We start from the raw sequence: 20,869 nt of genomic DNA on the forward strand, positions 1-20,869 counted from the left end.
TCCTTAAGCTGAGGCTTCGTGGAGCAGGCCCGGAGCCCACATCACGTCGATGATGTCATCCTCGACACCCGGCTCGTCGGCATATCCGATGATCCGGATCGTGGAGCCGGCAGCGGCAGCCGCCGCGACGGCCTTGCCTTCGTCGTCGGAGGTCAATGGAGCACCGGCAGTGACCGTTCCGCCCAACTGGACGCCAACAAGCCCACCACGATGCACGTCGAGCATCTGGCCTGCATCTGCGCCGAGGCGATCCGAGACGCCGACGAAGGGTTGGGTGCTTGCGGTCGCGGTGTTGACCGTCTTGTCGGTGGACGGTGCCGCGTACTTGACGATGCGGTTGCCCAGGACAGCGGCTGCGGCCACGTAGGATCGGATGAATGTCGGGATCACTGGCTTTCCTCCATGACATGATCAACCGCCTGTGCGGCGGTGATCATCCGACCCTCGCCCTCGCATTTCTTGATGTAGGCGGTGGCCTTGTCGCTGATCTCCTCGGCGCTCATCGTGGCGCTGGTGAGGTTCGGGGCGATGTCGGATGTATGTGTGGGGCTGACGTCTTGCGCAGCGGCCACCATTTCTTCGAAGGCGTCTGTGTCGCCTTGCATGTGGAGCGAGACCAGCACCTTTTCGGCGGCTTTGCCGATCCCCTTGCCCTTGGCGCGGGCTTCGGCGACAGCGGCTACTGCATCGCGGCGTTTGCCGTCCTTCTTCAGGACCTCGACCTCGGCCTGAAGCGCAACGATCAGGGTTTCATCACCCGTCGATGCCTCGACAGCCGACTGCACGGCCGCAACGATATCCTCGGCCTTGGCATCCTCCGCCAGACCGGCCGCCTTGGCCACACGGCCGAGCTCCTCGGATTGCGCAGCGGGCGCGGCTTTTTCCATCCTGGTCTTGAGCGCGGACATGACCTGCTCTTCGGTCGCGTCCTCGTTGAGGCCAAGCATCTTGATCAGTTTTTGCAGCATCTCGCTGTTCTCCTGAGATTGAAGCGCGGCCATCCCGCGCAGGTTTTGTCGATTGACCAGGCTGACTTCCCGAATGAAGACGACCCGCTTGTCCTTGGTGTGCATAAGAACAGGCGAAACGCTGCCATAAGACGCGTCGGAAACGAGCTCGGCACCCGATTTGGTCCACTTGACCTTCGCGTAGAGACCATCGTCCCGCGCCTGCATCTCGGTAATCCAGCCGCGCGCGGGCGCAGGATTGCCCTGCGGCGCTGCCTTGGCGATTGCATGATCCTGGTCGATGGGGATTTTGCCGTTGCGGGACTGCGCAAAGCTCGTAGCGATCACCGCGTCGATGTCATCGATCCGGTACGGACCGCGCGCGTCGTAGGTCTCAAGCACACCCTGGGTCGCCGGCAGGATCTGGATCCACTCCGGAGCTGTGCCGTCCGCGCCCAACTCAGGCAGCGGAATTTCGGACATAAGGGCGGCGATGGGGTGTTGCGTGCTCATGCAGCGTTTATCGCTGCAGCTGCTGGCTGAGAATATCCGCTAGCGTTGGCGGGGGTTCTCCGGGGGCAGCATCAAGACAAGGTGACCCGGCGACAGCGATCCGTCAACCGGGCTTGTCGGCCCCCTCAAGCCATTCTTCCAGCGTCGCCACAATCGCGGTCTCGTCCTCTTCGCCGACACCGATGAAGGGCCGCGCCGGGATGTTGCCCCAAGGCGTCGAGACCATGAACTCGCGACCGTTCTTGTCTCGACCAATGGTCGCGCCGAATTCGCCGGCTTCGGCACCGAACTGCATGACGGCCGCCTGGATCATCGCCGACCCCCATGCCACGCTCGTGGCGTTTGGTTGCGAAAAGATCGTGGTGGACAATGTGCGCGACGGTCCGATCAGAGGTTTTGTGCTCACGGTCTCTTTTCGGCCAGCATAGGCATCAAGGGTTGCTTGGGACTTTGGAGCCCAGGGCACCCCATCGGGCGAACTACCCTCGATAAAGTTCTGACGCGTGCTCTCGACCATCAGCTCGCCGATGTCCTGCATCGGCTGTGTCAGATCGGTAGTGCGGCGCATCAGCTCCGCAAAGACCGCTTCGGCCTCGGCCGTCTTTAGATCGATCCTCACGCCCTCAGCCCCGTCAGGATGGCACGGATCGCCGCGTCGGTGATCTCGCCACCCGCGAACCCGAGGGCGCGGGCGATCTCGGGCTGGCTCAACCACTCGCGCAGCACGGCGATCGCCAGTTCGTCAGGCCATGTCCGGAACTTTGGCGCCAGAACATTGATAGCGTCCGACACCGTTGCACCGGGCGCATAGCCCCACCCCTTGCCGATGCCGATCGGTTCGCCGGTCTTTGGATCGATCTCTTTCCAGTTGTCGGGCAGCTTCTTGGACGGATCACCACCGAGCCGCTTCGCCGCCGCTTCGGATCGCGCGCCGAGAACGTAGCAGCTGCAGCCCCAGTCATTGACGGGCATGTGTGTGGCCCAGAACGGGTGGTCGGGTGTGAGAACCAGCCCGTTCCAGCTCAGATGCGTCAGACGCGGGTTTTCCGAGCCGCCATGCCGGTAGACCCAGAACGGATAGTTGCCCTTGATCAGCTGCGCGCGGCGGCCGGCAGCGTAGGTGGTGGCCATGTTCGTGCGGTAGATGACCTTTGTGCGCCAATTCTCACCGCCTTGCGTGCCCTCGCCGGTCCAGCCATGCCAGCCGCGCGTCTCGACGATGTCGCGGAACCTTGCACGGAACTGCTCGATCGTTTCACCGCTGGTGACAGCCGCGTCCACCGCGCCGCCCAGGTCGGTCAGCAGATCGGCTTGGGTGGCACCCGCGACCATGAAGGCGCGGTCATGGGCTGATTTCTGGATATCGTCCCAGGCACTGGTCGGAACGAGATTGCCCAGGCGCAGCCTGAAGGCCGCGACCTGTTCCGGGAAGGGCTGGCGGAACAAGCCCGAGATAGTAGAATCGGTTTCGGCCATCTAAAGCTTCCCCATGAACAAAGATACCAGTGCCGCTTTCTTCGAGTTTCTGCTCGCAACGAGGTGCGATGAAGCGCTAGGCCGAATACAGCCTCGCTTCAACGATGCCCTAAATCGACTGGCATTGAGCGATACTCTCGAAGCCCAAGCCGTCCTAACATGGCCCGCGGCCACGCGATTTGCCCTCCGCGAGCTATTGGTCTGCTGGTTTCTCACGAGTGACCTTGTCCAGGACAAGCATTACACCAAGCCATCGATAGATATGAGTGATGAGGCCTACCGAAGAGCGACACTACCCGCGCCGATCGTTGCCGAAATTCTTCAACGGTCATCCGAGCTTCGATCGCTGTACCAAGCCAGTCGACAATCCGGCTATAAACCTCGAGCCTGAGCAAACTCACAAACTCGAATACCCGGCCATGTGCCTCACGCATTGCTCTCCTCCTCCAGCGCCGCGCGCCCGCCCAGGTCAGCCGCCGCCAGCCCCTGAGCCAGCTCGTCGACAAAGGCGTCGGTCATGAGGCTCGGAAACGCCGCAAACAGCGCCTCGCGCATTTGCTCCATTGACGTCGCTGCCTCGACAATCGCCTCGATCCGGGCCATAAGATCGGACATGTGGGGCTGCATGGCGCGCCCCAGCGTTTCCGCCAAAATCTCATGAGCCGCTGTATTGGCCGCTGAGGGGCCTTCCGCCTGTTCGGCGGCAAGGGGCCGTTCCGGAGCGACTTGGGTATTAAATGGGTATTTAACGGCGCTCTCAGGTGGGTTTTCGTCCCGACCGGACGGCGGCACTTGCAACCGCGCCGCATAGACGGCCGACGGAAGCAGGATATCCTCACCCTTGTTCGGCGCGCGGATGCCGAATTTCTTGCGTACTTCGTCGACAGGAACCGGGAAGCCGACTTCGACAAGTGGCACGATGCCCTGGCTCCATGCCGCAAGGTCCTCTTCCTCCGGCCGTCCGATATTCAGCGAGGGATAAACTGGCTGGTCGCCGTGGTTCAGCTTGACGAACGGAAGCACGAGTTGCTGGGTCAGCAGCGCCGCCAGGTCATTGGCATCGGCGCGCTCGATATCCTCCTGGACCTGCCGATGCTCCTTGCCAGACCCCAGACCACCAACTTCCGCGTCAGTCGTGGCGGTCTGCCCGATGACAGCCTTGCTGGTCTGCCGGTCAAGCCAGTCGCTTCGGCTCTCGAAGAGATCAGTCCCGGAGCCAAGGTTCTTGGTCTCGATGAACTCGATCATCATGTCCTGCGGGATGATCGCGGCGCAATCACCTCCGATATCCGCAACCGCCCTGAAGAGGGTGTTCTGATCTTTCTCGCTTGCCCCCGCGCCGAACTTGCCCACGCGCAGCGGCTGGCCGTAGGTCTGGGTAAAGATCGCCCAGTCGCGCAGCGTGAATGCCTTGAAGAGCCAGAGCCAGAAAATCACGCGGACAAGTCCCGAGCTGAGCGGCAGGCCGGACATCGCCTGCATGCGCGCAAAGATGAACTTGCCCGACGGGTAAGGCACCTCGGCACCGCTGTCATCGAGCATGAGCGGTGTCGTCAGATCGACCCGGTCAAACCGGAACCAGCTCGGGTCGCGCCATTCAAGCCGCGACGGCCACCACTGGCCCGCCGAATAGTCCCAGATGATCTCGGTGTGGCTGTAGCCCTTTCCAACCGCGTCCAGCACATTGAACAGCTCGGTCTGCAACTCACGCCGTTTGAGCCACTGGCGCAGTTCGTCGGCAATCTCCTCTGCCTTAGCGCTGTCGTCACCAGCCTCGACCGTGATCTCGAGCTGCGACACGCTGCGCTTTCGCGTCCCGAGGACACCGAGGTAGTGCGGGTCGCGTTGTTCAAGCGTGCGAGCCAGCGCCATGTAGCGCTGCGGGTTGCCCAGGTCGGCCTCGCGCAGGATCGCACCGAGGATCAGCGGATCCAGCCCGTCTCCGGGATACGTCGCCACCGGAGACCGCGCGCCGGCCATGGTCGGGGCCGCGAGCTCCTTGGTCAGGACACCGCGACTGATCGGCTTGCCGGTGCTATCGTAGATGGTGGGTTTCTTGGCCATCAAGGGCGTTCCTTCATTTCGTGATGTGGCGGACGGCGCGCATTACGGCGTCTTCCATGTGCGTCATCGCCAGGGACAGGTCGCGGCTGGCCATGCGCTCGGCCTCCGGATCGGTCCCGCCAATCTCGTGAAGGAAGGCGATGAACTCCGCGCCGCGCTGCTTGACGATATCGACCTGAGCCTTCTCGGCGTCGGTCAGAACGCGGTAGTGCTGCTTCGTCGAGTTGTTGACGGTGCGGGCGTCGGAGGTGCTTTTGACGAAGTCGGTCATGTTGATCCCTTCAGTCGATCATGAAGAGCGCAGCGATGGTGGCGAGAATGCCCGTCACAAACCCACGCTCGAATTGTCGGGGCAGTGTGGCCCCGATCCAAATGCCAACAACCACCGCCGGCAGAAGCCAAAGCCAGTGGATCATCACCAGTTCTCCTCGTTGGTCAGCCCTTCGCCGATCACGGCGTCCACCTGGACACAGGCGATGCGCGGATTGTCGGTCACGATGTCCAGCGCCATCTGGTCGGCGGTCTCTCGCGTGAAATGCACGCTGCCATTGCCGCCCCGGTAGAAGTTGAGCCAGAGCTTGTGCGTCCGTTCCAAGGTGTCCTCAACCGATCTGAACTCGATGTCGTCTTCCCAAGCCATCAGATAATCCCCCTGCCGCCGCGCGGTGTGCCGAGCGGTGGTCGCCACCAGCCCTTTGTGTTCGGATCAAGTCGGGCGCTGTCGAACCCAGCCGATTGGCTGGCCCGTGATTGGCCTCTGTAACCTTCGTGGGACACGTGATCCTGTCGGCTGGCGAACCACGCCAGCGCGCAGGCCACCGCGCTGTCACCATGGCGGTTGAACCCGTCCGAGCCTTTGAACCGGAAATCCTTGGGCACACGGATCAGGCCGTCCACGTATTGCAGCGCCTGGTGGTCGCTCAGAATGTCGGCATGTTCGGGCAGGACAATCGTCTTATCGCCGAACGCCTCGATGTAGGGCGGCATCTCCAGCTCGTACCAGGCGCGGCTCAGCGACACCTCGACGATCCGACTGCCATAGCGCTGCGCCGCGACCTCGGCGAGGTAGGCACCGTTCCCGGTCTTGTCCATCGCACCCTTGGTGAAGTTCGGCACCCGGTCCAGCAGGTAGAACAGGACGTCGCGCTGCACCTCGAAGGGCATGTTGCGCAGCTCGAGGATCAGCTTCGTCTCGCGGACGAGCACCTCGGTCTCCTCGTAGATCACGATGTCGGTCACGTCGCCGTTGCGGGCGAAGTCCTCGCCCATGAAGTGCTTGCGGTTCTCGTTCAGGGTTTTCAACACCGGCTTCAGGTGGGTGTCACACCACTCTTTAACCCGTCGTTTGCGCTCTTCCTCGGGCGCATCCTTCAGCTTGTCCTCGGCGGTCCAATTGAGGAACGGGATGCCGACGCGCATCACGCTTTCGATCTGGACGCGGGTCAGCGCGGCGCCTTCCATGTCGGACGGGATCGCGTCGAGCTCTTGCTGCATCTTGGCGGTGCGCCCGCCGTAAGAGCCCCTGATCTGCGCTTCCCAGGCGACCTCGGCCTCTGGTGTCCATTCCGTGCCCTTCATCAGGCAGACGCGCTTGTAGAGCCCGTTCTCCACCGCCAGCCCGAACGGGATGTGATGGACCTTGAAGGGGTTCTTGCCGGCCAGCGCCTCTCGGATCAGTTCGTTGAACGGATTGAGCCGACCGTTATGGGTCGAGATAACGCGCACCTTGCCGCCCCAGATCAGCAGGGCGTTCACCGCGTCGATCACTTCGCGCACGTCCTTGTGGAACGCCGCCTCGTCGATCACCACGACACCCTGAAGACCCCGGATGTTGGCCGGGTTCGAGGACAGCGCCTCGATCCGGAAGCCGGACCGGAAGGTGATCCGGTAGGCCGTGATGTCGCGCGACGTGCCGTCTTCGCGCTCATCCTTGAACACGAACTCCTCGATCGGGTGCAACTCCCCGGCGATGGTCTGGGCGAACTTGGCGACATAGCCGATGAATTCGCGGCCCTTGTCCTTGGTGTCACCGATGTAAAAGACGTTCTGTCCACCGGCGCTGCGCTTGGCCGCCGCGATCAGCGTATCGTCCAGCGCTTCGGCAAACGTGATGCCCGTGCGGCGACCCTTTTCGGCGATCTTCAGATCGGATGTGTCCTCCAGCCATTCTGCCTGGTGGCGCATCAGGATGCCATCGGCCAGCGGGTCGAGACCGTCGGGGATTTCGGCCCCGCGCGGCAGGTCCTTCGGCAGCTCGTCAGGATTGCGGGAGAGGACGGCGGTCTGCATCACAGATCATCCCCGTTGCGGTACCGCTCGAAGCGCAGCGCCTCGTTCTCGGCCGCGCGTTCCAGGTCTGCGCACTTGGCCTCCAGTTCCGTGATCTTGCGGTCGCGCTCCTGAAGATCGGTTGCCGCCAGGCGCAGCGCATCACGCGCGCGGCTCAACGAGCCGCGCATGCTGTTCACGTTGAAGCCGCGTTTGTTGATCAGGTCCGACTGCGCTTGAAGGTCGTTGGCAATCTCATTCAGGCTGGCCATCAGAACACCGCCTGGACAATCGCATCGACAAGGGCTCCACCCGTCAACAGAACGCCGATGCAGAAGACCGCGAACCCGACATTGCCCCGCTCCGTGAAGGCCGAATTGAACAGGATGATCAGCCCGATCAACATGGTAAAGATGCCTGCGAATGCCGTGATCATGACCCGCCTCCATTAAAGGCGGCAAAGATCAGTAGCAGGACAGAAATCAGGAAAGGAGCCGACAACACCAGTCCACCCAGCGCCGTTTCAAACGCCCAGTGACCACCTCGCGCAAATTGAACACCACCTTGTTGCAGCATCTTTCCAGCAAGGATTGGAAGCACTGACATTGCCAAAAAGGCATAGGCAGGTCCCGAGACCGTCAACGATACCTCGGTCGTCAATGGTTCCATCAACAGGCACTCCAATAGCCATCTGTCAGCCAGCCATGCCAGCCGCAGGGCTTCTGGTTGATGGACGGTCTCAGCGTCGGGTTCTCGGCATTGCCATTCCAGTTCCAGCTGGGGCCGGTGATCGGCTTGTGTTCTTCTCCGACAGTGATCCGGGCGAGGTAGCCGCAGCCGCAGGGACACCAGAACAGCATCGTGCGCAGGCGCTCCTTTGCCGGATCCTCGGAAAGCCAAACCGATCCCGGTGTCTGGGCTTCGAAGTGCTTGGTGCGGTCGAGGTAGAGGATGGCCCGCAGGGTCATGATCGTACCCCGAGGAAGCCATTGCGCATCCGGGCGATCACCTCGTCGCCGAGGCCCGCCTCGGTGATGACAGCCTCGAACCGATCTTCGGCCTCGGTCTGTGCGGCCTCGCGCGCCTCCTTGGCGATCCGGGCCCGTTCATCGGCCACAAGCTTTTCGCGCATGCCGGAAGAACTCATGACGTCCTTCATCAAGCGCCCGAGAAAGTGCAACTCCTGCGGATTGATCTCCTCGCCGGTCTTCATCATCTGGGACTGCATGACCTTGAACGCCAGCGTGGTGATCATCTGGAAGAGCACGTTGTGGCGCTGCGCTTCTTCCTCCAACCCGTTGTCGTTCATCCAGTCGGCCGCCCAGGCGGAGGCCTCGTCCTGGAACTTCACGAACTCGGCGTATTCCTGGCCATAGGCATGCAGTGCGGACTTGCCGATGCGCAGCTGCTGACCGGCCTCTTCAAGCCGCCAGTTCAGGTCCTCGGCCAGCTCCTCGTAGCCGCCAAAGCCGCGCTTCTTGAGCTCTTCCTGGAGGAACTGTTTGAACTCGGCCGGGAGCAGATCGACCTTGCGGGGCGGGGGCATGGCTCAGACCCCCGGAATGTCGCGGGCGATACCGTCGTCACGGTCCTCGCGGCGCGCGATGCGCAGGCCGGACGCCGTGGCGATCGCGACCACTGTCTCGTTGCCTGACAACGTGACGTAGCCCTTGGTCTCCAGCCAGCGCAGATCACCAACCACATCCTTGAAATATGCCGACACGCCATCCGGAGTGCTGTTGATCACATGCACAAGGATGTCGGCGTTGGACGTGTATTCGCGCGACTTCTCGAGGAAGTCGAGAATGATCGCTCGGCGGATCGTGGCGAGCTTTTGTTCGTAGGCGGTCATCTGCTGTCCCTCAAATGGTCTTCATGGCGGGTGACCGAGTTCTCCAGTCGCTCCATGCTTTTCGCCATGCTGTGCATCGTCGCCGTCATCGCCTTCATGTCGCCGCCCATGTCGGCCAGCAGAAGGCGCAGGTCAGTGACCTCGTCCTTGCCCGGCATCTGCTTGAACTCGGTCTCAAGATTGGAAATGCGTTCCTGCAACCGGTTCATCCGTTGGGTGCCATCATGAAAGCGCTGGTCGACATCGGTGCGACGGTTCACGAAAAAGGCATAAACACCCACGGCAACCGAGATCAGCAGCGCCAGAGCGTCGAGAAAGAGCTTGGGGTCGATCATCACAGCGGATCGCCCTCAGATGAGATAAGTGTGTTCATGATGTCCTCTTCGGGGATCTGGTGGACCGCCATTCCTCGAGAGCGGCGTTTGGGGGTGAAGTGTCGTTGTCCGGATCAGCATCCGGGACCGGCGGAAGCGGCTCGTCGGGGATCGTCTCTGCAGCGGCGCGGATCACTTCGCGGGTCTCGGTGTTACGGCGGAAGTGATGTGTCTCGCGCGCCCCGAAATAGAAGGCGACGACCGCTCCGAGGATCCACCAAAGCTGATCCGGCACGGTGGCGAACGCGCCCATCACCTCCGAGAAGGTGGCGGGATCGGCCCACGCCTGGAAGAAGAGCCAAAGCGTCATGAGGGCCATGACAGGACGTGGCAGGCGGTTGAGGCTGTCGACGAAGCGATCGAACCAGCCCGTGCGGACGTGGTTGAATTCGGCCGCAAACTGGGCAAGCGCTGCAGCACGCGCCGAAGCGTCCAGCTCCATTCGCTTCGTCTTGTTCTCGGTGAACACCTCGACCACACCGGTCGCGGCCTCGGCCAGCGACGTGACCGGGGCCTTGCCTGAATTCCCGAAACCCAAAAGCCTGCCCAACCAGCCGAACATCAGCCCCACCTTTCGGTGCGGGCGCGGTGCTGAACCTGCGTCAGGTGGTACTTGGGCGAGATGAACTCTTCGGCGCGGGTGATCCAGCCACCCTTGCCACCGTTGCGGCTGCGGGCGTATTTGCGGGACGCGGCACGGGCATCGGCGAGCCGGTAGTAGTAGTCCCGCCGCGCAATCCCGTAGGCATCAACCAGGAACTCACCCGCCTCGTCCTGTGCCGCAAAGGCAGTACGGATCGTTTGCGGGCCGATCGCTCCGTCAACGGCGATGTCATAGCCCATATCCATGAACAGCTGCTGGAGCAGCTTGACCGCTCGGCTTGGCCCTGCGTTCACCGCCATGTCGAAAACAGTGGCTTGCAGGGGGTCCGGCAGATCGTCGATCCGGGGTTTCTCGAAATAATGCGCGACGAAGATATCGACCGCATGGTCGCGTGTCAGGGCGCGCACGTCGCGTGTGTCCACGTCGCCGTCGCCGTCAAGGTCCATTCCCAGCCGACGCATCGTGTGGATCGTGACGCCGTAATTGGTTGCGCCGCCCGGATCGTCCGGATCGTTCACGTAGCCGCCTTCGCGGGCCACAATCTCTTCGGCAATCTGGCGGACAGATGTCATGGGGAGCCTCGCTGCTGTCACGCGCCCGGATGTCCGAGGCGCTGCGCATGCAGCATGGCAAAAATCCCGTGCCAGAATATCCGCTAGGGTTGGCGGGGGTAATCGTCAGTCGAGGAAGGAAAGCTGGTTCGGATCGTGCCCGTCCGGACCCTTGAGGTGGCGGCGCACGGTGGTTTCCGTAAGGTGCATCTTGCGGGCAATTTCCGTAACGGTAAAGCCTTTTGATCGGAGAACCTGACACAGCCATGGCTTGGAGGTTGGAACACGGCGCGGCAGGCGATGCGACACTGCCGCCAGCGCTTCGGCTTTTTCCAGGCCCATTACCTTTGCCACGGGATTGCGGACGTTCGGCCTCTGCCCGATATGCAGGTCACCACCCCCGAACCGCAGAAGGAATGTCACCGCGTCATCAACGCCCAGGGCGTCGACGTATGGACGGACATGCGCAGGCACCGTCACTTCACCCACGCGGCTTGCGCCCCCGTCGCTTCTTGTGGCCGCGCTCGACCTCGTTCTGGGGAACGATCGTGACCACTGACACTCCGTTCAGCCGGTAGATCATCCCGCCCGAGATCACGCCGTTCACCTCGTGTTCAATACCCTGTTGAACAGTGTGGCCGATGCGGCGGCGCAGGGTTTCGATATCCATGCCCTCTACCCGCTCAAGGTAGCGCACGAGCGCATGATCCGTGACGCGGTAGAGGGGCTTTTTCATGGACGTAGGCCTTCGATCCGGCGCGGCTGATCGGACAGACCGGCAAGGTAGTCGAGACTGCAGTCCAGCGCCTCGGACAACCGGACGAGGCGCGGGAAGGTCGGCAGCGCCTGACCGTAGAAATACATCTCGATCGTCGGCTGCGGAACGCCCGCCCGCTCCGCGATCTGCGGCATGGTCAGCTTCAGCGCGGCCTTGCGCGCCTTGATCCGGGTGACGAACAGGTCGCTCATTTGCCGATCCTCTTCCAATCGAAGTCGATCTTGGCGCGATTTCCCCACTGGACGAGCGCATTGACCACCGCGTCGATCTGTTTGTGATCGCGCAGCATGTCGATATCGGCAGGGACGCTCGACCAGGTGTCCTCGAACCTGCTCCGGACAAAGGCGTTCAGCCCGGCCCGGCCGGGCCGCTCCAACGCGCCGGCCTCGCCCAGCTTCTTCCACAGCACATGGATCAGCCGCAGGTCGGCGCGGGGCGCGGGTTTGTGTTTGGCGCGACCAGGGGCGGCATCCTCGAACCCTGCCTCCTTGAGCCGGTTGACCACCAGCTTCAGTTCGGCCTCGTCCATGTCACGCATCGACGCCTTGCCGGTCGCGGCCATTTGCAAATCGCGGCGGGCGTCGCTGTCCAGCCCGAGCTGGCGGCAGGCGATGTGGATCTTCTGTTGGAGTGCGCGGGTCATTCGAAATACCTCGACAGCCCGTTGTCTTTCCAGTGCACCCAGCAAATCCAGAAGCCTTGAAAGCGGCCCAAGCCGTGCTCCCTCAGCCAGAAGGTGTGCATCTCGTCTATATCGGCAAACCCGTCCCGCTGGGCAAAGAGGTCCGCGCCATTGCGGTGCAGCATCCAGTGAGATTGGCCAACGATGACCTCTCTGATCCGGAGGCCTCCCACGTCGATCGAAATCGGCATCACCATCCGGCAGACCGGGTCTGGAATGATCTTGGCGCAGTGCTTTGTCCGCATGCCGGTGAACAGCTGAAGCTGCTCACCCTCGCGGGCATGGCGCTTGCGCGGACCACGGATGGTGCCGGTCTTCTGACCGGACTGGATCGGTGGCCCGAACTCCTTTTTGAAGCTGTAGGCGACCATCCCGTTCACTCCTCGGTTCGTATGTTCGAGCCCAGCCACGCGCCCGCAAATCCAGCCAGAAACAAAGCCAACGGAGTGGCACTGCCGCTGGTCAAGGCGGCGACAAGGTCGCCGCTGACAAACCAGTCCAGCAACAGGAAACCCGGCACGAAAACCACCGTGACACCTGCGCATTTGGCGACTTCAATCATGATTTGACCAAAGTACTTTTTCACCCCGCTCACGCCTTCGCCAGATCGATAGTGACGGCCTCCCAGCCAGCGTCGGCCGAGGGGCGGGTGTAGAAGCGGATGTAGGTCTTCGAGCCGACCACCCGCATGGCGTCGCGGATCGCGTCCATGGCATGGCGCCAGCGCGCATCGGTGATGTCGAGCCGCAGGAGCATGAAAATCTCCGACCGGTTGATTTGGCCTGCCTTGTCGGTGTTGAAGGCGCGGGTGACGATGGCCTTGATCTCGGGCCGGGCATCTGCCGACCATTCGTTCAGGCACTGGTCGATCAACCCCTTGGCGACCTGGAGCTCGGGGCCGAAGTCGATGTGATCCTGCACCTGGACCTGGACCTTCATCTTGCCGTCATGGGACAGGAAGGTCTTGTTGCCCTTCGCTCCGCCGACGCCGGAATTGTACTCCTGCTCCAGCAGTGCCTCGAACTCGCCGAGATCGGTGACCGTGTGGCCCTTGAAGCGCGCCACCTGGTCGCTGAGCGCGATGGCGTACCCCATGATCTTGCGGACCACCTCGTCCATTAGCAGGTCGGTGGCCTTGGCCATCTCGACCGGGATCCAGCCGCCATCGGAACGCTGGATTTCCTCGGTGCCGTTGACCGTGCGCCGCCCGGTCGGGACGGGCGCGGGAGTGAAGTCAGTTGGTTGGCGTGTCATTGCTCGATGTCCTATTTGTTCGGCGTGAGTGCTCGATGAAAAACCATGAGAGAGCGAGGCAAAGGAGGAGCTGCCAGAACGGACGTCCCTCCAGAAAACCAATGATGGCCGCGAGAACGAAAGTCGCACTGGCCACGAGGCCCAGCACGAGACGTGCTTTCACGAGCCAGTCTTCAAACTCGCGATCCCACTTCATGTGATCTTCCCTTCCTCGATCGCGTCCGCCAGTTGCCTGAGCTTCTTGACGACGTCGTCGGGATAGTTCTCAGCGGTGCCGCTGAGTTCGCCGCATTCGATGGCCTCATCGAGATCGATATCCAAGATCGCCTGGCTGATGACGTAGACGAACTGCTCCTCGTTCTGGCCCAGTTCACCGGACACGGCATCGCGGCTCACATAATTCTCGAAACTGTAATCGGTCATTCAAGCCTCCTTGGCCTTCGGGGTTTCAGTGACGATCGTTGCGTCCTCGATCTCCTCGGCCGCGATCATCTGGTTCAGTTGCGCCTGCGTCGGCAGAGCACCGGAGGTCAGCAGGACAGCGGCCATGGCAAGCTGCTCTTCGGTGCTGACCAGGGTCGCGCCCCGAATGCCGCCGATGTCACATTTCACGGCACCCGACCGGGCAAGCCGGTACATCTGGGCATTGCTCCAGCGCTCAGCCATCCTGCGCCGCCTTTCTGAGCAACGCGGTCTCGATCAGATCGCGCGCCAGATCATTGGGGCTGACGCCACGCTTCTCGGCGGCGTACTGGAGCAGCCGATGCAGGCGCAGGCCGATCACCAGCGGCTTGGGCGCTTCGGGACCGACTTCCCGCTTGGGAGAGCTCTTCGAAAACTCGGGGATATCCACGCCCGCCGTTCTGAGGGCGCGGATGGCCGAATAGACCTTGTCGACATTGACGTTCAGGATCGATGCGATCTGGCGCGGCGGCACGCGCTTCTGTGCCAGATCGCAAACGCGGGTCTGCAGTTCGTTCATAGCCCTGCCTCCCGATGGTCGTTGCGGTCACGAAGAATGGCTTCGTCCTCCCGAGTGATCGAGGCCAGAAGCTCTCGCTTCGCGCCTTGCGGGGACGGAACGCGGATGCCCTGAGCTTTCGCAATCCGAACCGCGAACCGGTATGCTTGGAGGAAACTTGGGCGCTCCCGCCGCACATAAAAGGGCTTGAGGATGTCGTTGAATTGATGGGCGTCTGCTTCCGTTTTCATAGCCCGGCCTCCCGCAATGTCCTCAACTCGATCCGAGCCGAGTCCCTGTGAATGGCCAGCAGCCGATCAAGCGCGTCGTCGGGATCCGGGCTCTTGATCGCCATCTGGGCAACCATCCGGAAATACGCCTGGCAGATCGCCACCGCGGCCAGCGGCTTGTGCTCTGCACGGGCGGCATTGGCGCGGCCTTCGGCACGGGCGGCGACAATGTCGCTTTTGACCTGTTCGGCCTGCGTGGGTTCAATCGGTAGGTTCGACATGGGGAGCATCCTCTGTCTTGGTGTTGATCGGGCATTTGCGGCAGGCACGGGCCATGCGGTTGTCGAGCGAATTGCCGCTGGTTGGTGTCCGGGACTTGCGCCGCCAGTGCTGGCAATCGGCCAGCGACAGTTCGCCCAACGCCGGACACGCGACGGTTTCGGACATGAGAGTTCCGCGCACGATGTTCTCCACGGCGCGGAGGTCACCGGGGTAGCGGTTGCGCAGGACATTGCTGACCAGCGCGCCGCTATAACCCAGCTGCTGGGCCACCTTGTTCTGGCTGGATGCTTCGCAGGCTTCTGCCAGCGCGCGCACCCAGTCGGGCAAGTTCTCGCCCCATGCGTCCAGGGATGTCAGAAGCGCTGCCATATCGACGCCTCCTCGTAGACCGACAATGCTTCAGTATTCGGGTCGGCCAGCACCTTCACACGCTTGACGCAAGGGCCGAAGGGGCCGGTGTTCCTGAGCAACCGATACTGGGCCGGTCGCCTGCCGGGGATCGCGCGCCGCAACACCTTGAGATATCCCGCGTCGAGAAGGTGGGTCAGATAGGTCTTTGCCGTCGCCTCCGACACGTCGATCCCGCCGTTGGATGCGTAGGCGGCAAGGTCCGCAGCTGTGAACTCGCGCAGCCCGCGCATCGCGGTCCACATGTTGTTCTCGGGGGTTATTGCAAATGGCTTGGCTCCGTCCGGCGATGCCACCCTCTGAAGCGGGGCATAGATCAGCGTTCCGTCGCCACCCTGCCGGACGAGCGCGATCATCCGATCCCGCTCCCAACGCGCAAGATAGCCGCGCGCGGTCTCCAGAGGGACACCGAATTCGGCAAGGCTCGCGGCGCAGAACTCGTCCAGTTCCGAGACGCGGGTCCATGTGTCTTTTTCCTTTTGCCGCATCAGCCCGCCCTCTTGCTGCGCGGAAGCGGGGTGATCCCCGTCACAGACGCTACTGGCCGGGTGACACTCAGGGGCGGCTGGCCCGAAAACAGGCGGCGCTCATCCCACTCGGCAAGGCTCACATGCTTCATGCCAGTGTGCCGGGCCTTCTCCTGAACTTCCGCAAGGTTGTGAGCAATGCGCCGCGTCGATCCGTGAGTGATTTCGACAATGCGCTTGAGCAGGTCTTCGCCAACCTCGATGTCAGGCGCATAGATCGCTGCAAGACGCCGCGCATCGGCCACGTTGCAAGGGATGGCGGGTTCCCAGGCAAGCTGCAGGTTATGAATGTTCTCCCAGCGGGTGAGATTGGCAGGGAGCGCCTCCTCACCAACCAGAATAACCGGGACTTCCGTCTTCTTGTAAAGATCACGGACGGTCTCGATCATGCCCTTCTGCAGGCAATACTGTGCGTCGTCGATGATCAGCGGAACGTCATTGACCAGCATCGTCTCGATAGTGATGTCGGTCAGCTCCGCAATCGAGGCACGCGGCGGCTTCACGCCGTATTGCTGCAGTATCTTCTGAAGCATGTGCTTCTTGGTCCAGTTCGACCCGACTTCGACCCAACGGGCCTTGAATTCGGTGGCTCCGATGATCACAGCGGTTGTCTTTCCAAGGCCTGAGGCCCCGTGAAACACCGCCATGCCTTCGAGGCCATAGGGTCGGGTCACCACCCGTTCCAATAGTCCCAGAAATGCGCCAACGTTGCGCAGTTCGGCAATCCGAGCTTTCATGTGCTGCTCCTATCCTGTTCGGTTTTGCCAATGGCCCGCGCCATGCGCGCGAAGCCGCGATACTCCGAGGACAGCTGGTAATCCGTGAGCCAAGCCGCCTGTTCCGGCGTCAGTGCGTGACCCTCGTCCTGTGCTGTCTCGAATGCCTGTGCCCGCTCAAATCGGACACGCGGATCCTCTTCGTCTTCCTCTTTCGATGCATCGGCGGCCGCACGACGCTCCGCCAGTCTGGTGATCTGTGCCTCTGCGCGCTCCTCTGCCTCGACCTGGTCGATTGAAGGCTGGTGTCGTCGCGCCCTTGGTGCGGCAGGGTGGGGCGTGGGCAGCCGCAGGATATCCGCCTCGGGCAGATCATCGGGTTGCGCATCCGCGCCACTGGCATCCAAACGCGCGGCGATCTGGGCAGCACTAAGTTCGCGCTCTGCCTTCGCCAGCCTTCGCTCCGCCCTGGCGTATGAATTGCGCTTGCTGTTGAAGTTCTTGGCGCCTTCGACACTGCGGAAGGGGCCTTCGACCTGAAGCCCGAGGAACCCGAGGTAGGCTCCGTCCAGGTCGTAAATCTCGACACCCTCGTAGAGATCGTCCGGATCGAACCGCACCACGACCTTCTGACCAGCAATGCGATACGCCCATTCCGACCAATAGTCGGACTTGTAGAGCGAGACCGCGCCATTCTTGCTGTTGGCCCGAACACCCTCGGCGCGCAGCAGCCACAGGCGGCGTTGCTCTTCGGTCGCCTTGCGGATCGGCGATGTCTTGTAGGCGGCGTTGAACACCTCGTTAAACGACTTGCCCATCGCAACAGGGCTGCGCCGATCCGGCCGCGCATTGTGCTTGGCAACCTCGCGCTCGACCACCTTGCGGAAGTCCTCCAACGGGATCGCCCGGCTTGCATAGTTATCCGGCTTGGCGTCGACCTTGTGGCCGGTATAGGCGCCCTCGAATGCCGGGTGTTTGGCGATCCGGTCACACAGGTCGCGGAAGGCCCGCTCGATCGGCTTAGATTGGCCGGAATAGGGTGTGGCCCACATGACCTCGACCCCCATCAGTGTCAGGAGGCCGGGGATGTCCTCGTCCGTGATCTTGAAGCGGAACCGCGTCGGTGTGCCGCCGGTCATCGCCTTGGCGGCAAATTCCCGGCCGTTGTCCAGCAGACAGGCCTGTGGAATGCCGTAGCTTTCCACCAGGTCGCCGAATGCAACCTGCACCGTGTGGCTATTGGCGGTGGTGTCTAGCCGGTAGGTTAGAACTTTGCCAGAATAGACATCCGAGAAGAACACCGCCTGCACGCGTACCGGTTTTTCCTCGCCGGGCCATGCCACGAACACGTCGAACTTGTGATAGTCTCCCTGGACGCATTCCAGCGGCACCATGGCGGATTTGTCCCGCGTCTGGTGGGGATAGAACCGCCGTAACGCTTCCGAGCCCTTGCGCCAGTAAATTTCTGTCGGCTTGGAGACGGCTGCCTTATAGTGGCGCCGCACCTGGTGGATCGGGGGGATCGGAATGCCCTCCTTCATCGCCCAGTCGCAGGTCCAGTCGTAGCAGGCCGTCAGAGGCGGCTGGGACGGGCTGAGATAGGCGCTCTTCACCATCTTGAAGAACTCGGGATCGATCTCCGCCTTCCGGGACTTGCGCTTGGCGACCTGGTGGCGCGGCACAAGGTACGGCAGCCAGTCGTCGGCCGGGACCCCTATCACGAAATCATGCCAGTTCCAGATTGTCCGGGCGCTGACACCGATATCCTTGGCGACCTCGTCCGTTGCATTGTACCGGGTCAGGCCGGCACGCACCAAAGCATCGACCGACTTGAGCGCCTTGAAGCGGCGCTGCGCCTCTTCCTTGGCATTATCCTTGACCTGCGCATAAACCGACCAGGCATCGGCCGAAGACACGGGCTCCTTCTCCGCCGATGGCGTGGGATCGCCCGCCTGTCTGGACAGCTTGAGCCGGGCGCGCATGGGCAGGACGGTCCAATGATATTCGAGACCACCACCCTTCGCCTTGCGGCGGCGCACCTTGCCCTTAACGACATCCCAGCCATCGCGTTTGGCCATTTCGTTGACCTTACGCTTGGTGCCGGGCAGGTCGGGCAGTGCAGCTTCGGCCAACTCAGCCGCGCTCCACCATGTCTGATCGGGCTCACGCATCGTCGCCCTCCGCGTCGTCGTAGAACCGCTCTTTCAGTTCTTCGTCGATCTGCGCTGCGAATGCCTCAAGGAACCGGGTGCGCGCAGCTTTCGGCGCGCGCTTCCACGCATCGCTCAAACGAGCAAAGGCTTGTTCTGTCTGGTTTGCCGGGGTCGGAGCCTCACCGGTCTCGGCCTTCCATGCCTTGCGCGCCGCAGTGGCCTTCTTGGCGTCGCCGCTCACCAGTGACTTGAGGACGTAGTCGCGTTCCTCTGCCTCAATGATGGCAGACAGTTCGGAAAGATCGTCAACGGTGATCCGGCGTGGTGCCTTCTCCAACGCGTCGGCCTCTTCGGCGCTGAGGCCTTGGCCTGCTTTGATGATCTGCTGAATTCGGCGCGTGGACAGTCCCCGCGCTTCGGCCACGAAGTCTGCAAACGAAAATTCCTTCGTTTGCAACCCGTGGCGGGCAGCCGCGCCAGCATGGCCCTGTGCAGTACCAGGATGCAGCTTGACATAGGCCTCGTGACGCAGGGCGAGGCTCCGCGCCAGCGCCACCGGTGTCAGGTCCGCCTGGGAAACATTGGCATCCACTTCCAGAAACCGCGCCTGTTGTTTGGAGCAGGTCCAGATGCGGGCAAGTATCGTATCCAGACCGAGACGTTTGGCGACTTCCAGGCGGTGCGCCCCGTCGATCAGCTCGTAGGCATCCTTGTCCTTGCGCACATGGATCGGTGTGGTGAAGCCGCCCTGATCCTCGTAAGAGATCGTCAGGACCGAGATCGCTTGCTCGGAGACGAAGCGGGTGCGCTGCCCGACCTTGATTGCGGCCACGTCGATGGGTTCAATGCGCGCTTTGTCAGCCATTCTTCGGCTCCTTCTCAAGGCGGTAGTGCCAACGCGGCTTGCCATCGACATCTCGGCGCTGTTCGCAGCTGATCTGGCAACCGTTCTCGCGCAGTTCGGCCATCACAGAATTGACGGCGAGGATCTTGGCGCGCTTGCTGATCTGCATGGTAGTGATGCTGCCATCACCTTGGCCTCGTGCGATCCGCAGCACCTTCAGAACGCGTTGCAAGGTGGCGTTCGTACCCAGCTTCCGATGCTTCATGCCGCCACCCCCAAATGTGGTGGTCGTTGACTCTGAAGCCGCATCGTGTGGTAGTATGGCGAAGCTGACGGGTGTTCACAGCACCCGCCAGCCTCTGACGACCCCAATTGTAACACCCAATCGGAGACGATCTCGATGTCTGAGAACGAACGTGAAACGAAAGTCCAAGAAGCGCTGATGGTTCCACAGGATGATGGTAGGGACATGAGCATCCACTCGATGGGCCCACGACAACCCAGCCCTGGTACCCATGTCGGACCGAGGCAACCATCGGCACCTACGTCCCCGGCGCCGCCGCCCAAGAAAAAGTAGACCTGATGAAAGAGAACCTTGACCTGATCCGCTTCAATGTCCTGCGCAACGCTCTCTACCACGTCGCGCGGCGTCGATCCCTGGAACGGATCAACAGGTTCTTCAACTTTATGGTGATCGTCCTTGGCACGGCGGCCGTGGCCGACTTGATCACAGTCTTCGACTTGCGCGTGCCGCCCGAAGCCATCGGCGCTGCAATAGCTATTGTCGGAGCTCTGCAGCTCGTCTTCGATTTCGGTCGAGCAGCTCGCGACCATCAAGCCCTTCAACGCGAATATTACCACTTGCTCGCCGACATTGAGGGGGTGATCGCTCCAAGCGAAGATCAGCTTGCCGAATGGTACAGTCGGATGATACGCATTACTGCCGATGAAACCCCCGCGCTGAAGGCGATCGACTCCAAAGCCTACAATGACACGATCGACGCCATGGAATGGGACCGCGACCAACGTCTCGTGATCCCGTGGTGGCATAAGCCGTTTGCAGGCTTTGTCTCGTTCGAGGGATTCGAATACCCAAAGGCCATTGAAATCAAAGAGCGAAAGGCCAGAAGGAAGGCCACTCAGGCGCGCTGAACTTATCGCGCCGCTCATTGCAGCACCCATGCGGCAATCATGATGCCGTAACCGATCAGCATCACGCAGATCGCGCCGATCGCATCCCCCAGCAGACTGTCTGAAATTCGCGCCTCGGCCCGCTTGGCCGCGCGCAGGAACTGAGCCACGCGCGCCATCATGCGACCCTCCGCTTCTTGGGTTTCTCTGTGGACGGACGCGGGATGTCAGACGGCCATTCGAGGTCCATGGCC

At 62.0% G+C, this 20,869-nt stretch carries 39 protein-coding genes; 1 reads left to right on the plus strand and 38 read right to left on the minus strand.

The genetic code is table 11. The annotated features are described in order from the left end of the window. Positions 1 to 3: 3 nt before the first annotated feature. The 37 genes from ACTIEN_RS10990 to ACTIEN_RS11170 form a co-directional block, all read right to left on the minus strand. Complete coding sequence (locus ACTIEN_RS10990; RefSeq protein WP_439523178.1) at positions 4 to 390, minus strand: capsid cement protein; 387 nt, start codon at positions 388 to 390, stop codon at positions 4 to 6. After that, complete coding sequence (locus ACTIEN_RS10995) at positions 387 to 1,460, minus strand: phage protease (protein WP_439523179.1); 1,074 nt, start codon at positions 1,458 to 1,460, stop codon at positions 387 to 389. Before ACTIEN_RS10995 ends, ACTIEN_RS10990 begins: the two co-directional genes overlap by 4 nt. Before the next feature lie 103 nt (positions 1,461 to 1,563). Further along, positions 1,564 to 2,079, minus strand: a complete 516-nt coding sequence (locus ACTIEN_RS11000) for a phage virion morphogenesis protein (protein ID WP_439523180.1) — start codon at positions 2,077 to 2,079, stop codon at positions 1,564 to 1,566. Continuing rightward, positions 2,076 to 2,936, minus strand: coding sequence for a phage head morphogenesis protein (locus ACTIEN_RS11005; protein WP_439523181.1), 861 nt, complete (start codon positions 2,934 to 2,936; stop codon positions 2,076 to 2,078). The genes ACTIEN_RS11000 and ACTIEN_RS11005 overlap by 4 nt, the downstream gene beginning before the upstream one ends. Positions 2,937 to 3,362: 426 nt before the next feature. Continuing rightward, positions 3,363 to 5,000 carry a DUF935 domain-containing protein gene (locus ACTIEN_RS11010; RefSeq protein ID WP_439523182.1) on the minus strand — a complete coding sequence of 546 codons (1,638 nt, stop codon included), beginning with the start codon at positions 4,998 to 5,000 and terminating at the stop codon, positions 3,363 to 3,365. Positions 5,001 to 5,013: 13 nt separating this feature from the next. After that, the gene (locus ACTIEN_RS11015) at positions 5,014 to 5,271 is read right to left on the minus strand and encodes an Acb2/Tad1 domain-containing protein (protein ID WP_439523183.1); all 258 of its coding nucleotides are present in this window, start codon (positions 5,269 to 5,271) and stop codon (positions 5,014 to 5,016) included. Positions 5,272 to 5,281: 10 nt separating this feature from the next. Continuing rightward, positions 5,282 to 5,416 carry a hypothetical protein gene (locus tag ACTIEN_RS11020; protein ID WP_439523184.1) on the minus strand — a complete coding sequence of 45 codons (135 nt, stop codon included), beginning with the start codon at positions 5,414 to 5,416 and terminating at the stop codon, positions 5,282 to 5,284. Then, complete coding sequence (locus ACTIEN_RS11025; protein WP_439523185.1) at positions 5,416 to 5,640, minus strand: hypothetical protein; 225 nt, start codon at positions 5,638 to 5,640, stop codon at positions 5,416 to 5,418. The genes ACTIEN_RS11020 and ACTIEN_RS11025 overlap by 1 nt, the downstream gene beginning before the upstream one ends. Further along, entirely contained in the window at positions 5,640 to 7,289 is a 1,650-nt protein-coding gene (locus ACTIEN_RS11030) for a hypothetical protein (protein ID WP_439523186.1), read from the minus strand. Before ACTIEN_RS11030 ends, ACTIEN_RS11025 begins: the two co-directional genes overlap by 1 nt. Further along, positions 7,289 to 7,540: a hypothetical protein gene (locus ACTIEN_RS11035; RefSeq protein ID WP_439523187.1), complete on the minus strand. Its 252-nt coding sequence runs from the start codon at positions 7,538 to 7,540 to the stop codon at positions 7,289 to 7,291. The genes ACTIEN_RS11030 and ACTIEN_RS11035 overlap by 1 nt, the downstream gene beginning before the upstream one ends. Further along, positions 7,540 to 7,704: a hypothetical protein gene (locus ACTIEN_RS11040; protein ID WP_439523188.1), complete on the minus strand. Its 165-nt coding sequence runs from the start codon at positions 7,702 to 7,704 to the stop codon at positions 7,540 to 7,542. Before ACTIEN_RS11040 ends, ACTIEN_RS11035 begins: the two co-directional genes overlap by 1 nt. Next, positions 7,701 to 7,937 (minus strand): hypothetical protein, encoded by a 237-nt coding sequence (locus ACTIEN_RS11045; protein ID WP_439523189.1) that lies wholly within the window; start codon positions 7,935 to 7,937, stop codon positions 7,701 to 7,703. The genes ACTIEN_RS11040 and ACTIEN_RS11045 overlap by 4 nt, the downstream gene beginning before the upstream one ends. Further along, the gene (locus tag ACTIEN_RS11050) at positions 7,937 to 8,236 is read right to left on the minus strand and encodes a DUF6527 family protein (RefSeq protein ID WP_439523190.1); all 300 of its coding nucleotides are present in this window, start codon (positions 8,234 to 8,236) and stop codon (positions 7,937 to 7,939) included. The genes ACTIEN_RS11045 and ACTIEN_RS11050 overlap by 1 nt, the downstream gene beginning before the upstream one ends. Next, the gene (locus ACTIEN_RS11055; RefSeq protein ID WP_439523191.1) at positions 8,233 to 8,814 is read right to left on the minus strand and encodes a phage protein Gp27 family protein; all 582 of its coding nucleotides are present in this window, start codon (positions 8,812 to 8,814) and stop codon (positions 8,233 to 8,235) included. Before ACTIEN_RS11055 ends, ACTIEN_RS11050 begins: the two co-directional genes overlap by 4 nt. 3 nt (positions 8,815 to 8,817) lie before the next feature. Next, positions 8,818 to 9,120 carry a hypothetical protein gene (locus ACTIEN_RS11060; RefSeq protein ID WP_439523192.1) on the minus strand — a complete coding sequence of 101 codons (303 nt, stop codon included), beginning with the start codon at positions 9,118 to 9,120 and terminating at the stop codon, positions 8,818 to 8,820. Next, positions 9,117 to 9,455 (minus strand): DUF2730 family protein, encoded by a 339-nt coding sequence (locus ACTIEN_RS11065; protein ID WP_439523193.1) that lies wholly within the window; start codon positions 9,453 to 9,455, stop codon positions 9,117 to 9,119. The genes ACTIEN_RS11060 and ACTIEN_RS11065 overlap by 4 nt, the downstream gene beginning before the upstream one ends. A gap of 34 nt (positions 9,456 to 9,489) precedes the next feature. Beyond that, on the minus strand, positions 9,490 to 10,056 hold the full coding sequence (locus ACTIEN_RS11070; protein WP_439523194.1) for a holin family protein: 567 nt from the start codon (positions 10,054 to 10,056) through the stop codon (positions 9,490 to 9,492). Continuing rightward, the gene (locus ACTIEN_RS11075) at positions 10,056 to 10,670 is read right to left on the minus strand and encodes a holin-associated N-acetylmuramidase (protein WP_439523195.1); all 615 of its coding nucleotides are present in this window, start codon (positions 10,668 to 10,670) and stop codon (positions 10,056 to 10,058) included. Before ACTIEN_RS11075 ends, ACTIEN_RS11070 begins: the two co-directional genes overlap by 1 nt. Before the next feature lie 105 nt (positions 10,671 to 10,775). After that, positions 10,776 to 11,138, minus strand: coding sequence for a helix-turn-helix domain-containing protein (locus tag ACTIEN_RS11080; RefSeq protein ID WP_439523196.1), 363 nt, complete (start codon positions 11,136 to 11,138; stop codon positions 10,776 to 10,778). Next, complete coding sequence (locus ACTIEN_RS11085; RefSeq protein WP_439523197.1) at positions 11,131 to 11,385, minus strand: hypothetical protein; 255 nt, start codon at positions 11,383 to 11,385, stop codon at positions 11,131 to 11,133. The genes ACTIEN_RS11080 and ACTIEN_RS11085 overlap by 8 nt, the downstream gene beginning before the upstream one ends. Continuing rightward, on the minus strand, positions 11,382 to 11,618 hold the full coding sequence (locus ACTIEN_RS11090; RefSeq protein WP_439523198.1) for a helix-turn-helix domain-containing protein: 237 nt from the start codon (positions 11,616 to 11,618) through the stop codon (positions 11,382 to 11,384). The genes ACTIEN_RS11085 and ACTIEN_RS11090 overlap by 4 nt, the downstream gene beginning before the upstream one ends. Further along, positions 11,615 to 12,070, minus strand: coding sequence for a gp16 family protein (locus tag ACTIEN_RS11095; RefSeq protein ID WP_439523199.1), 456 nt, complete (start codon positions 12,068 to 12,070; stop codon positions 11,615 to 11,617). The genes ACTIEN_RS11090 and ACTIEN_RS11095 overlap by 4 nt, the downstream gene beginning before the upstream one ends. Beyond that, positions 12,067 to 12,480, minus strand: a complete 414-nt coding sequence (locus tag ACTIEN_RS11100; protein ID WP_439523200.1) for an ASCH domain-containing protein — start codon at positions 12,478 to 12,480, stop codon at positions 12,067 to 12,069. The genes ACTIEN_RS11095 and ACTIEN_RS11100 overlap by 4 nt, the downstream gene beginning before the upstream one ends. A 5-nt stretch (positions 12,481 to 12,485) precedes the next feature. Continuing rightward, positions 12,486 to 12,671: a hypothetical protein gene (locus ACTIEN_RS11105; RefSeq protein WP_439523201.1), complete on the minus strand. Its 186-nt coding sequence runs from the start codon at positions 12,669 to 12,671 to the stop codon at positions 12,486 to 12,488. Positions 12,672 to 12,700: 29 nt separating this feature from the next. After that, the gene (locus tag ACTIEN_RS11110) at positions 12,701 to 13,363 is read right to left on the minus strand and encodes a DUF3164 family protein (RefSeq protein WP_439523202.1); all 663 of its coding nucleotides are present in this window, start codon (positions 13,361 to 13,363) and stop codon (positions 12,701 to 12,703) included. After that, positions 13,344 to 13,559 carry a hypothetical protein gene (locus tag ACTIEN_RS11115; protein WP_439523203.1) on the minus strand — a complete coding sequence of 72 codons (216 nt, stop codon included), beginning with the start codon at positions 13,557 to 13,559 and terminating at the stop codon, positions 13,344 to 13,346. The genes ACTIEN_RS11110 and ACTIEN_RS11115 overlap by 20 nt, the downstream gene beginning before the upstream one ends. After that, positions 13,556 to 13,786 (minus strand): hypothetical protein, encoded by a 231-nt coding sequence (locus ACTIEN_RS11120; RefSeq protein WP_439523204.1) that lies wholly within the window; start codon positions 13,784 to 13,786, stop codon positions 13,556 to 13,558. The genes ACTIEN_RS11115 and ACTIEN_RS11120 overlap by 4 nt, the downstream gene beginning before the upstream one ends. Further along, positions 13,787 to 14,029 (minus strand): hypothetical protein, encoded by a 243-nt coding sequence (locus tag ACTIEN_RS11125; RefSeq protein ID WP_439523205.1) that lies wholly within the window; start codon positions 14,027 to 14,029, stop codon positions 13,787 to 13,789. Next, positions 14,022 to 14,345: a hypothetical protein gene (locus ACTIEN_RS11130; RefSeq protein WP_439523206.1), complete on the minus strand. Its 324-nt coding sequence runs from the start codon at positions 14,343 to 14,345 to the stop codon at positions 14,022 to 14,024. Before ACTIEN_RS11130 ends, ACTIEN_RS11125 begins: the two co-directional genes overlap by 8 nt. Further along, positions 14,342 to 14,575 carry a DNA-binding domain-containing protein gene (locus ACTIEN_RS11135; protein WP_439523207.1) on the minus strand — a complete coding sequence of 78 codons (234 nt, stop codon included), beginning with the start codon at positions 14,573 to 14,575 and terminating at the stop codon, positions 14,342 to 14,344. Before ACTIEN_RS11135 ends, ACTIEN_RS11130 begins: the two co-directional genes overlap by 4 nt. Further along, on the minus strand, positions 14,572 to 14,835 hold the full coding sequence (locus ACTIEN_RS11140; protein WP_439523208.1) for a hypothetical protein: 264 nt from the start codon (positions 14,833 to 14,835) through the stop codon (positions 14,572 to 14,574). The genes ACTIEN_RS11135 and ACTIEN_RS11140 overlap by 4 nt, the downstream gene beginning before the upstream one ends. Then, positions 14,816 to 15,205, minus strand: a complete 390-nt coding sequence (locus ACTIEN_RS11145; protein WP_439523209.1) for a hypothetical protein — start codon at positions 15,203 to 15,205, stop codon at positions 14,816 to 14,818. Before ACTIEN_RS11145 ends, ACTIEN_RS11140 begins: the two co-directional genes overlap by 20 nt. After that, positions 15,190 to 15,732 carry a hypothetical protein gene (locus ACTIEN_RS11150; protein WP_439523210.1) on the minus strand — a complete coding sequence of 181 codons (543 nt, stop codon included), beginning with the start codon at positions 15,730 to 15,732 and terminating at the stop codon, positions 15,190 to 15,192. The genes ACTIEN_RS11145 and ACTIEN_RS11150 overlap by 16 nt, the downstream gene beginning before the upstream one ends. Next, the gene (locus tag ACTIEN_RS11155) at positions 15,732 to 16,508 is read right to left on the minus strand and encodes an AAA family ATPase (RefSeq protein WP_439523211.1); all 777 of its coding nucleotides are present in this window, start codon (positions 16,506 to 16,508) and stop codon (positions 15,732 to 15,734) included. The genes ACTIEN_RS11150 and ACTIEN_RS11155 overlap by 1 nt, the downstream gene beginning before the upstream one ends. Next, entirely contained in the window at positions 16,505 to 18,658 is a 2,154-nt protein-coding gene (locus ACTIEN_RS11160) for a transposase domain-containing protein (RefSeq protein ID WP_439523212.1), read from the minus strand. Before ACTIEN_RS11160 ends, ACTIEN_RS11155 begins: the two co-directional genes overlap by 4 nt. Beyond that, entirely contained in the window at positions 18,651 to 19,505 is an 855-nt protein-coding gene (locus ACTIEN_RS11165) for a ParB/RepB/Spo0J family partition protein (RefSeq protein WP_439523213.1), read from the minus strand. Before ACTIEN_RS11165 ends, ACTIEN_RS11160 begins: the two co-directional genes overlap by 8 nt. After that, on the minus strand, positions 19,498 to 19,749 hold the full coding sequence (locus ACTIEN_RS11170) for a hypothetical protein (protein WP_439523214.1): 252 nt from the start codon (positions 19,747 to 19,749) through the stop codon (positions 19,498 to 19,500). The genes ACTIEN_RS11165 and ACTIEN_RS11170 overlap by 8 nt, the downstream gene beginning before the upstream one ends. 317 nt (positions 19,750 to 20,066) lie before the next feature. Here ACTIEN_RS11170 and ACTIEN_RS11175 point away from each other — a divergent pair, with 317 nt between their 5' ends. Continuing rightward, complete coding sequence (locus ACTIEN_RS11175) at positions 20,067 to 20,636, plus strand: hypothetical protein (RefSeq protein WP_439523215.1); 570 nt, start codon at positions 20,067 to 20,069, stop codon at positions 20,634 to 20,636. Between the two features lie 14 nt (positions 20,637 to 20,650). Here ACTIEN_RS11175 and ACTIEN_RS11180 read toward each other — a convergent pair whose 3' ends face one another. Continuing rightward, positions 20,651 to 20,797, minus strand: a complete 147-nt coding sequence (locus tag ACTIEN_RS11180) for a hypothetical protein (protein WP_439523216.1) — start codon at positions 20,795 to 20,797, stop codon at positions 20,651 to 20,653. Positions 20,798 to 20,869: the final 72 nt, after the last annotated feature.

The organism is Marivita sp., assembly GCF_051859345.1.
Lineage (GTDB): Bacteria > Pseudomonadota > Alphaproteobacteria > Rhodobacterales > Rhodobacteraceae > Marivita.

What these genes read in the sequence shown, in the direction of transcription:
- ACTIEN_RS10995 (WP_439523179.1), bottom strand. Translation starts at nt 1,460, where the DNA reads ATGAGCACGCAACACCCCATCGCCGCCCTTATGTCCGAAATTCCGCTG.
- ACTIEN_RS11005 (WP_439523181.1), bottom strand. Translation starts at nt 2,936, where the DNA reads ATGGCCGAAACCGATTCTACTATCTCGGGCTTGTTCCGCCAGCCCTTC.
- ACTIEN_RS11010 (WP_439523182.1), bottom strand. Translation starts at nt 5,000, where the DNA reads ATGGCCAAGAAACCCACCATCTACGATAGCACCGGCAAGCCGATCAGT.
- ACTIEN_RS11015 (WP_439523183.1), bottom strand. Translation starts at nt 5,271, where the DNA reads ATGACCGACTTCGTCAAAAGCACCTCCGACGCCCGCACCGTCAACAAC.
- ACTIEN_RS11020 (WP_439523184.1), bottom strand. Translation starts at nt 5,416, where the DNA reads ATGATCCACTGGCTTTGGCTTCTGCCGGCGGTGGTTGTTGGCATTTGG.
- ACTIEN_RS11025 (WP_439523185.1), bottom strand. Translation starts at nt 5,640, where the DNA reads ATGGCTTGGGAAGACGACATCGAGTTCAGATCGGTTGAGGACACCTTG.
- ACTIEN_RS11030 (WP_439523186.1), bottom strand. Translation starts at nt 7,289, where the DNA reads ATGCAGACCGCCGTCCTCTCCCGCAATCCTGACGAGCTGCCGAAGGAC.
- ACTIEN_RS11035 (WP_439523187.1), bottom strand. Translation starts at nt 7,540, where the DNA reads ATGGCCAGCCTGAATGAGATTGCCAACGACCTTCAAGCGCAGTCGGAC.
- ACTIEN_RS11040 (WP_439523188.1), bottom strand. Translation starts at nt 7,704, where the DNA reads ATGATCACGGCATTCGCAGGCATCTTTACCATGTTGATCGGGCTGATC.
- ACTIEN_RS11045 (WP_439523189.1), bottom strand. Translation starts at nt 7,937, where the DNA reads ATGGAACCATTGACGACCGAGGTATCGTTGACGGTCTCGGGACCTGCC.
- ACTIEN_RS11050 (WP_439523190.1), bottom strand. Translation starts at nt 8,236, where the DNA reads ATGACCCTGCGGGCCATCCTCTACCTCGACCGCACCAAGCACTTCGAA.
- ACTIEN_RS11055 (WP_439523191.1), bottom strand. Translation starts at nt 8,814, where the DNA reads ATGCCCCCGCCCCGCAAGGTCGATCTGCTCCCGGCCGAGTTCAAACAG.
- ACTIEN_RS11060 (WP_439523192.1), bottom strand. Translation starts at nt 9,120, where the DNA reads ATGACCGCCTACGAACAAAAGCTCGCCACGATCCGCCGAGCGATCATT.
- ACTIEN_RS11065 (WP_439523193.1), bottom strand. Translation starts at nt 9,455, where the DNA reads ATGATCGACCCCAAGCTCTTTCTCGACGCTCTGGCGCTGCTGATCTCG.
- ACTIEN_RS11070 (WP_439523194.1), bottom strand. Translation starts at nt 10,056, where the DNA reads ATGTTCGGCTGGTTGGGCAGGCTTTTGGGTTTCGGGAATTCAGGCAAG.
- ACTIEN_RS11075 (WP_439523195.1), bottom strand. Translation starts at nt 10,670, where the DNA reads ATGACATCTGTCCGCCAGATTGCCGAAGAGATTGTGGCCCGCGAAGGC.
- ACTIEN_RS11085 (WP_439523197.1), bottom strand. Translation starts at nt 11,385, where the DNA reads ATGAAAAAGCCCCTCTACCGCGTCACGGATCATGCGCTCGTGCGCTAC.
- ACTIEN_RS11090 (WP_439523198.1), bottom strand. Translation starts at nt 11,618, where the DNA reads ATGAGCGACCTGTTCGTCACCCGGATCAAGGCGCGCAAGGCCGCGCTG.
- ACTIEN_RS11095 (WP_439523199.1), bottom strand. Translation starts at nt 12,070, where the DNA reads ATGACCCGCGCACTCCAACAGAAGATCCACATCGCCTGCCGCCAGCTC.
- ACTIEN_RS11100 (WP_439523200.1), bottom strand. Translation starts at nt 12,480, where the DNA reads ATGGTCGCCTACAGCTTCAAAAAGGAGTTCGGGCCACCGATCCAGTCC.
- ACTIEN_RS11105 (WP_439523201.1), bottom strand. Translation starts at nt 12,671, where the DNA reads ATGATTGAAGTCGCCAAATGCGCAGGTGTCACGGTGGTTTTCGTGCCG.
- ACTIEN_RS11110 (WP_439523202.1), bottom strand. Translation starts at nt 13,363, where the DNA reads ATGACACGCCAACCAACTGACTTCACTCCCGCGCCCGTCCCGACCGGG.
- ACTIEN_RS11115 (WP_439523203.1), bottom strand. Translation starts at nt 13,559, where the DNA reads ATGAAGTGGGATCGCGAGTTTGAAGACTGGCTCGTGAAAGCACGTCTC.
- ACTIEN_RS11120 (WP_439523204.1), bottom strand. Translation starts at nt 13,786, where the DNA reads ATGACCGATTACAGTTTCGAGAATTATGTGAGCCGCGATGCCGTGTCC.
- ACTIEN_RS11125 (WP_439523205.1), bottom strand. Translation starts at nt 14,029, where the DNA reads ATGGCTGAGCGCTGGAGCAATGCCCAGATGTACCGGCTTGCCCGGTCG.
- ACTIEN_RS11130 (WP_439523206.1), bottom strand. Translation starts at nt 14,345, where the DNA reads ATGAACGAACTGCAGACCCGCGTTTGCGATCTGGCACAGAAGCGCGTG.
- ACTIEN_RS11135 (WP_439523207.1), bottom strand. Translation starts at nt 14,575, where the DNA reads ATGAAAACGGAAGCAGACGCCCATCAATTCAACGACATCCTCAAGCCC.
- ACTIEN_RS11140 (WP_439523208.1), bottom strand. Translation starts at nt 14,835, where the DNA reads ATGTCGAACCTACCGATTGAACCCACGCAGGCCGAACAGGTCAAAAGC.
- ACTIEN_RS11145 (WP_439523209.1), bottom strand. Translation starts at nt 15,205, where the DNA reads ATGGCAGCGCTTCTGACATCCCTGGACGCATGGGGCGAGAACTTGCCC.
- ACTIEN_RS11150 (WP_439523210.1), bottom strand. Translation starts at nt 15,732, where the DNA reads ATGCGGCAAAAGGAAAAAGACACATGGACCCGCGTCTCGGAACTGGAC.
- ACTIEN_RS11155 (WP_439523211.1), bottom strand. Translation starts at nt 16,508, where the DNA reads ATGAAAGCTCGGATTGCCGAACTGCGCAACGTTGGCGCATTTCTGGGA.
- ACTIEN_RS11160 (WP_439523212.1), bottom strand. Translation starts at nt 18,658, where the DNA reads ATGCGTGAGCCCGATCAGACATGGTGGAGCGCGGCTGAGTTGGCCGAA.
- ACTIEN_RS11165 (WP_439523213.1), bottom strand. Translation starts at nt 19,505, where the DNA reads ATGGCTGACAAAGCGCGCATTGAACCCATCGACGTGGCCGCAATCAAG.
- ACTIEN_RS11170 (WP_439523214.1), bottom strand. Translation starts at nt 19,749, where the DNA reads ATGAAGCATCGGAAGCTGGGTACGAACGCCACCTTGCAACGCGTTCTG.
- ACTIEN_RS11175 (WP_439523215.1), top strand. Translation starts at nt 20,067, where the DNA reads ATGAAAGAGAACCTTGACCTGATCCGCTTCAATGTCCTGCGCAACGCT.
- ACTIEN_RS11180 (WP_439523216.1), bottom strand. Translation starts at nt 20,797, where the DNA reads ATGATGGCGCGCGTGGCTCAGTTCCTGCGCGCGGCCAAGCGGGCCGAG.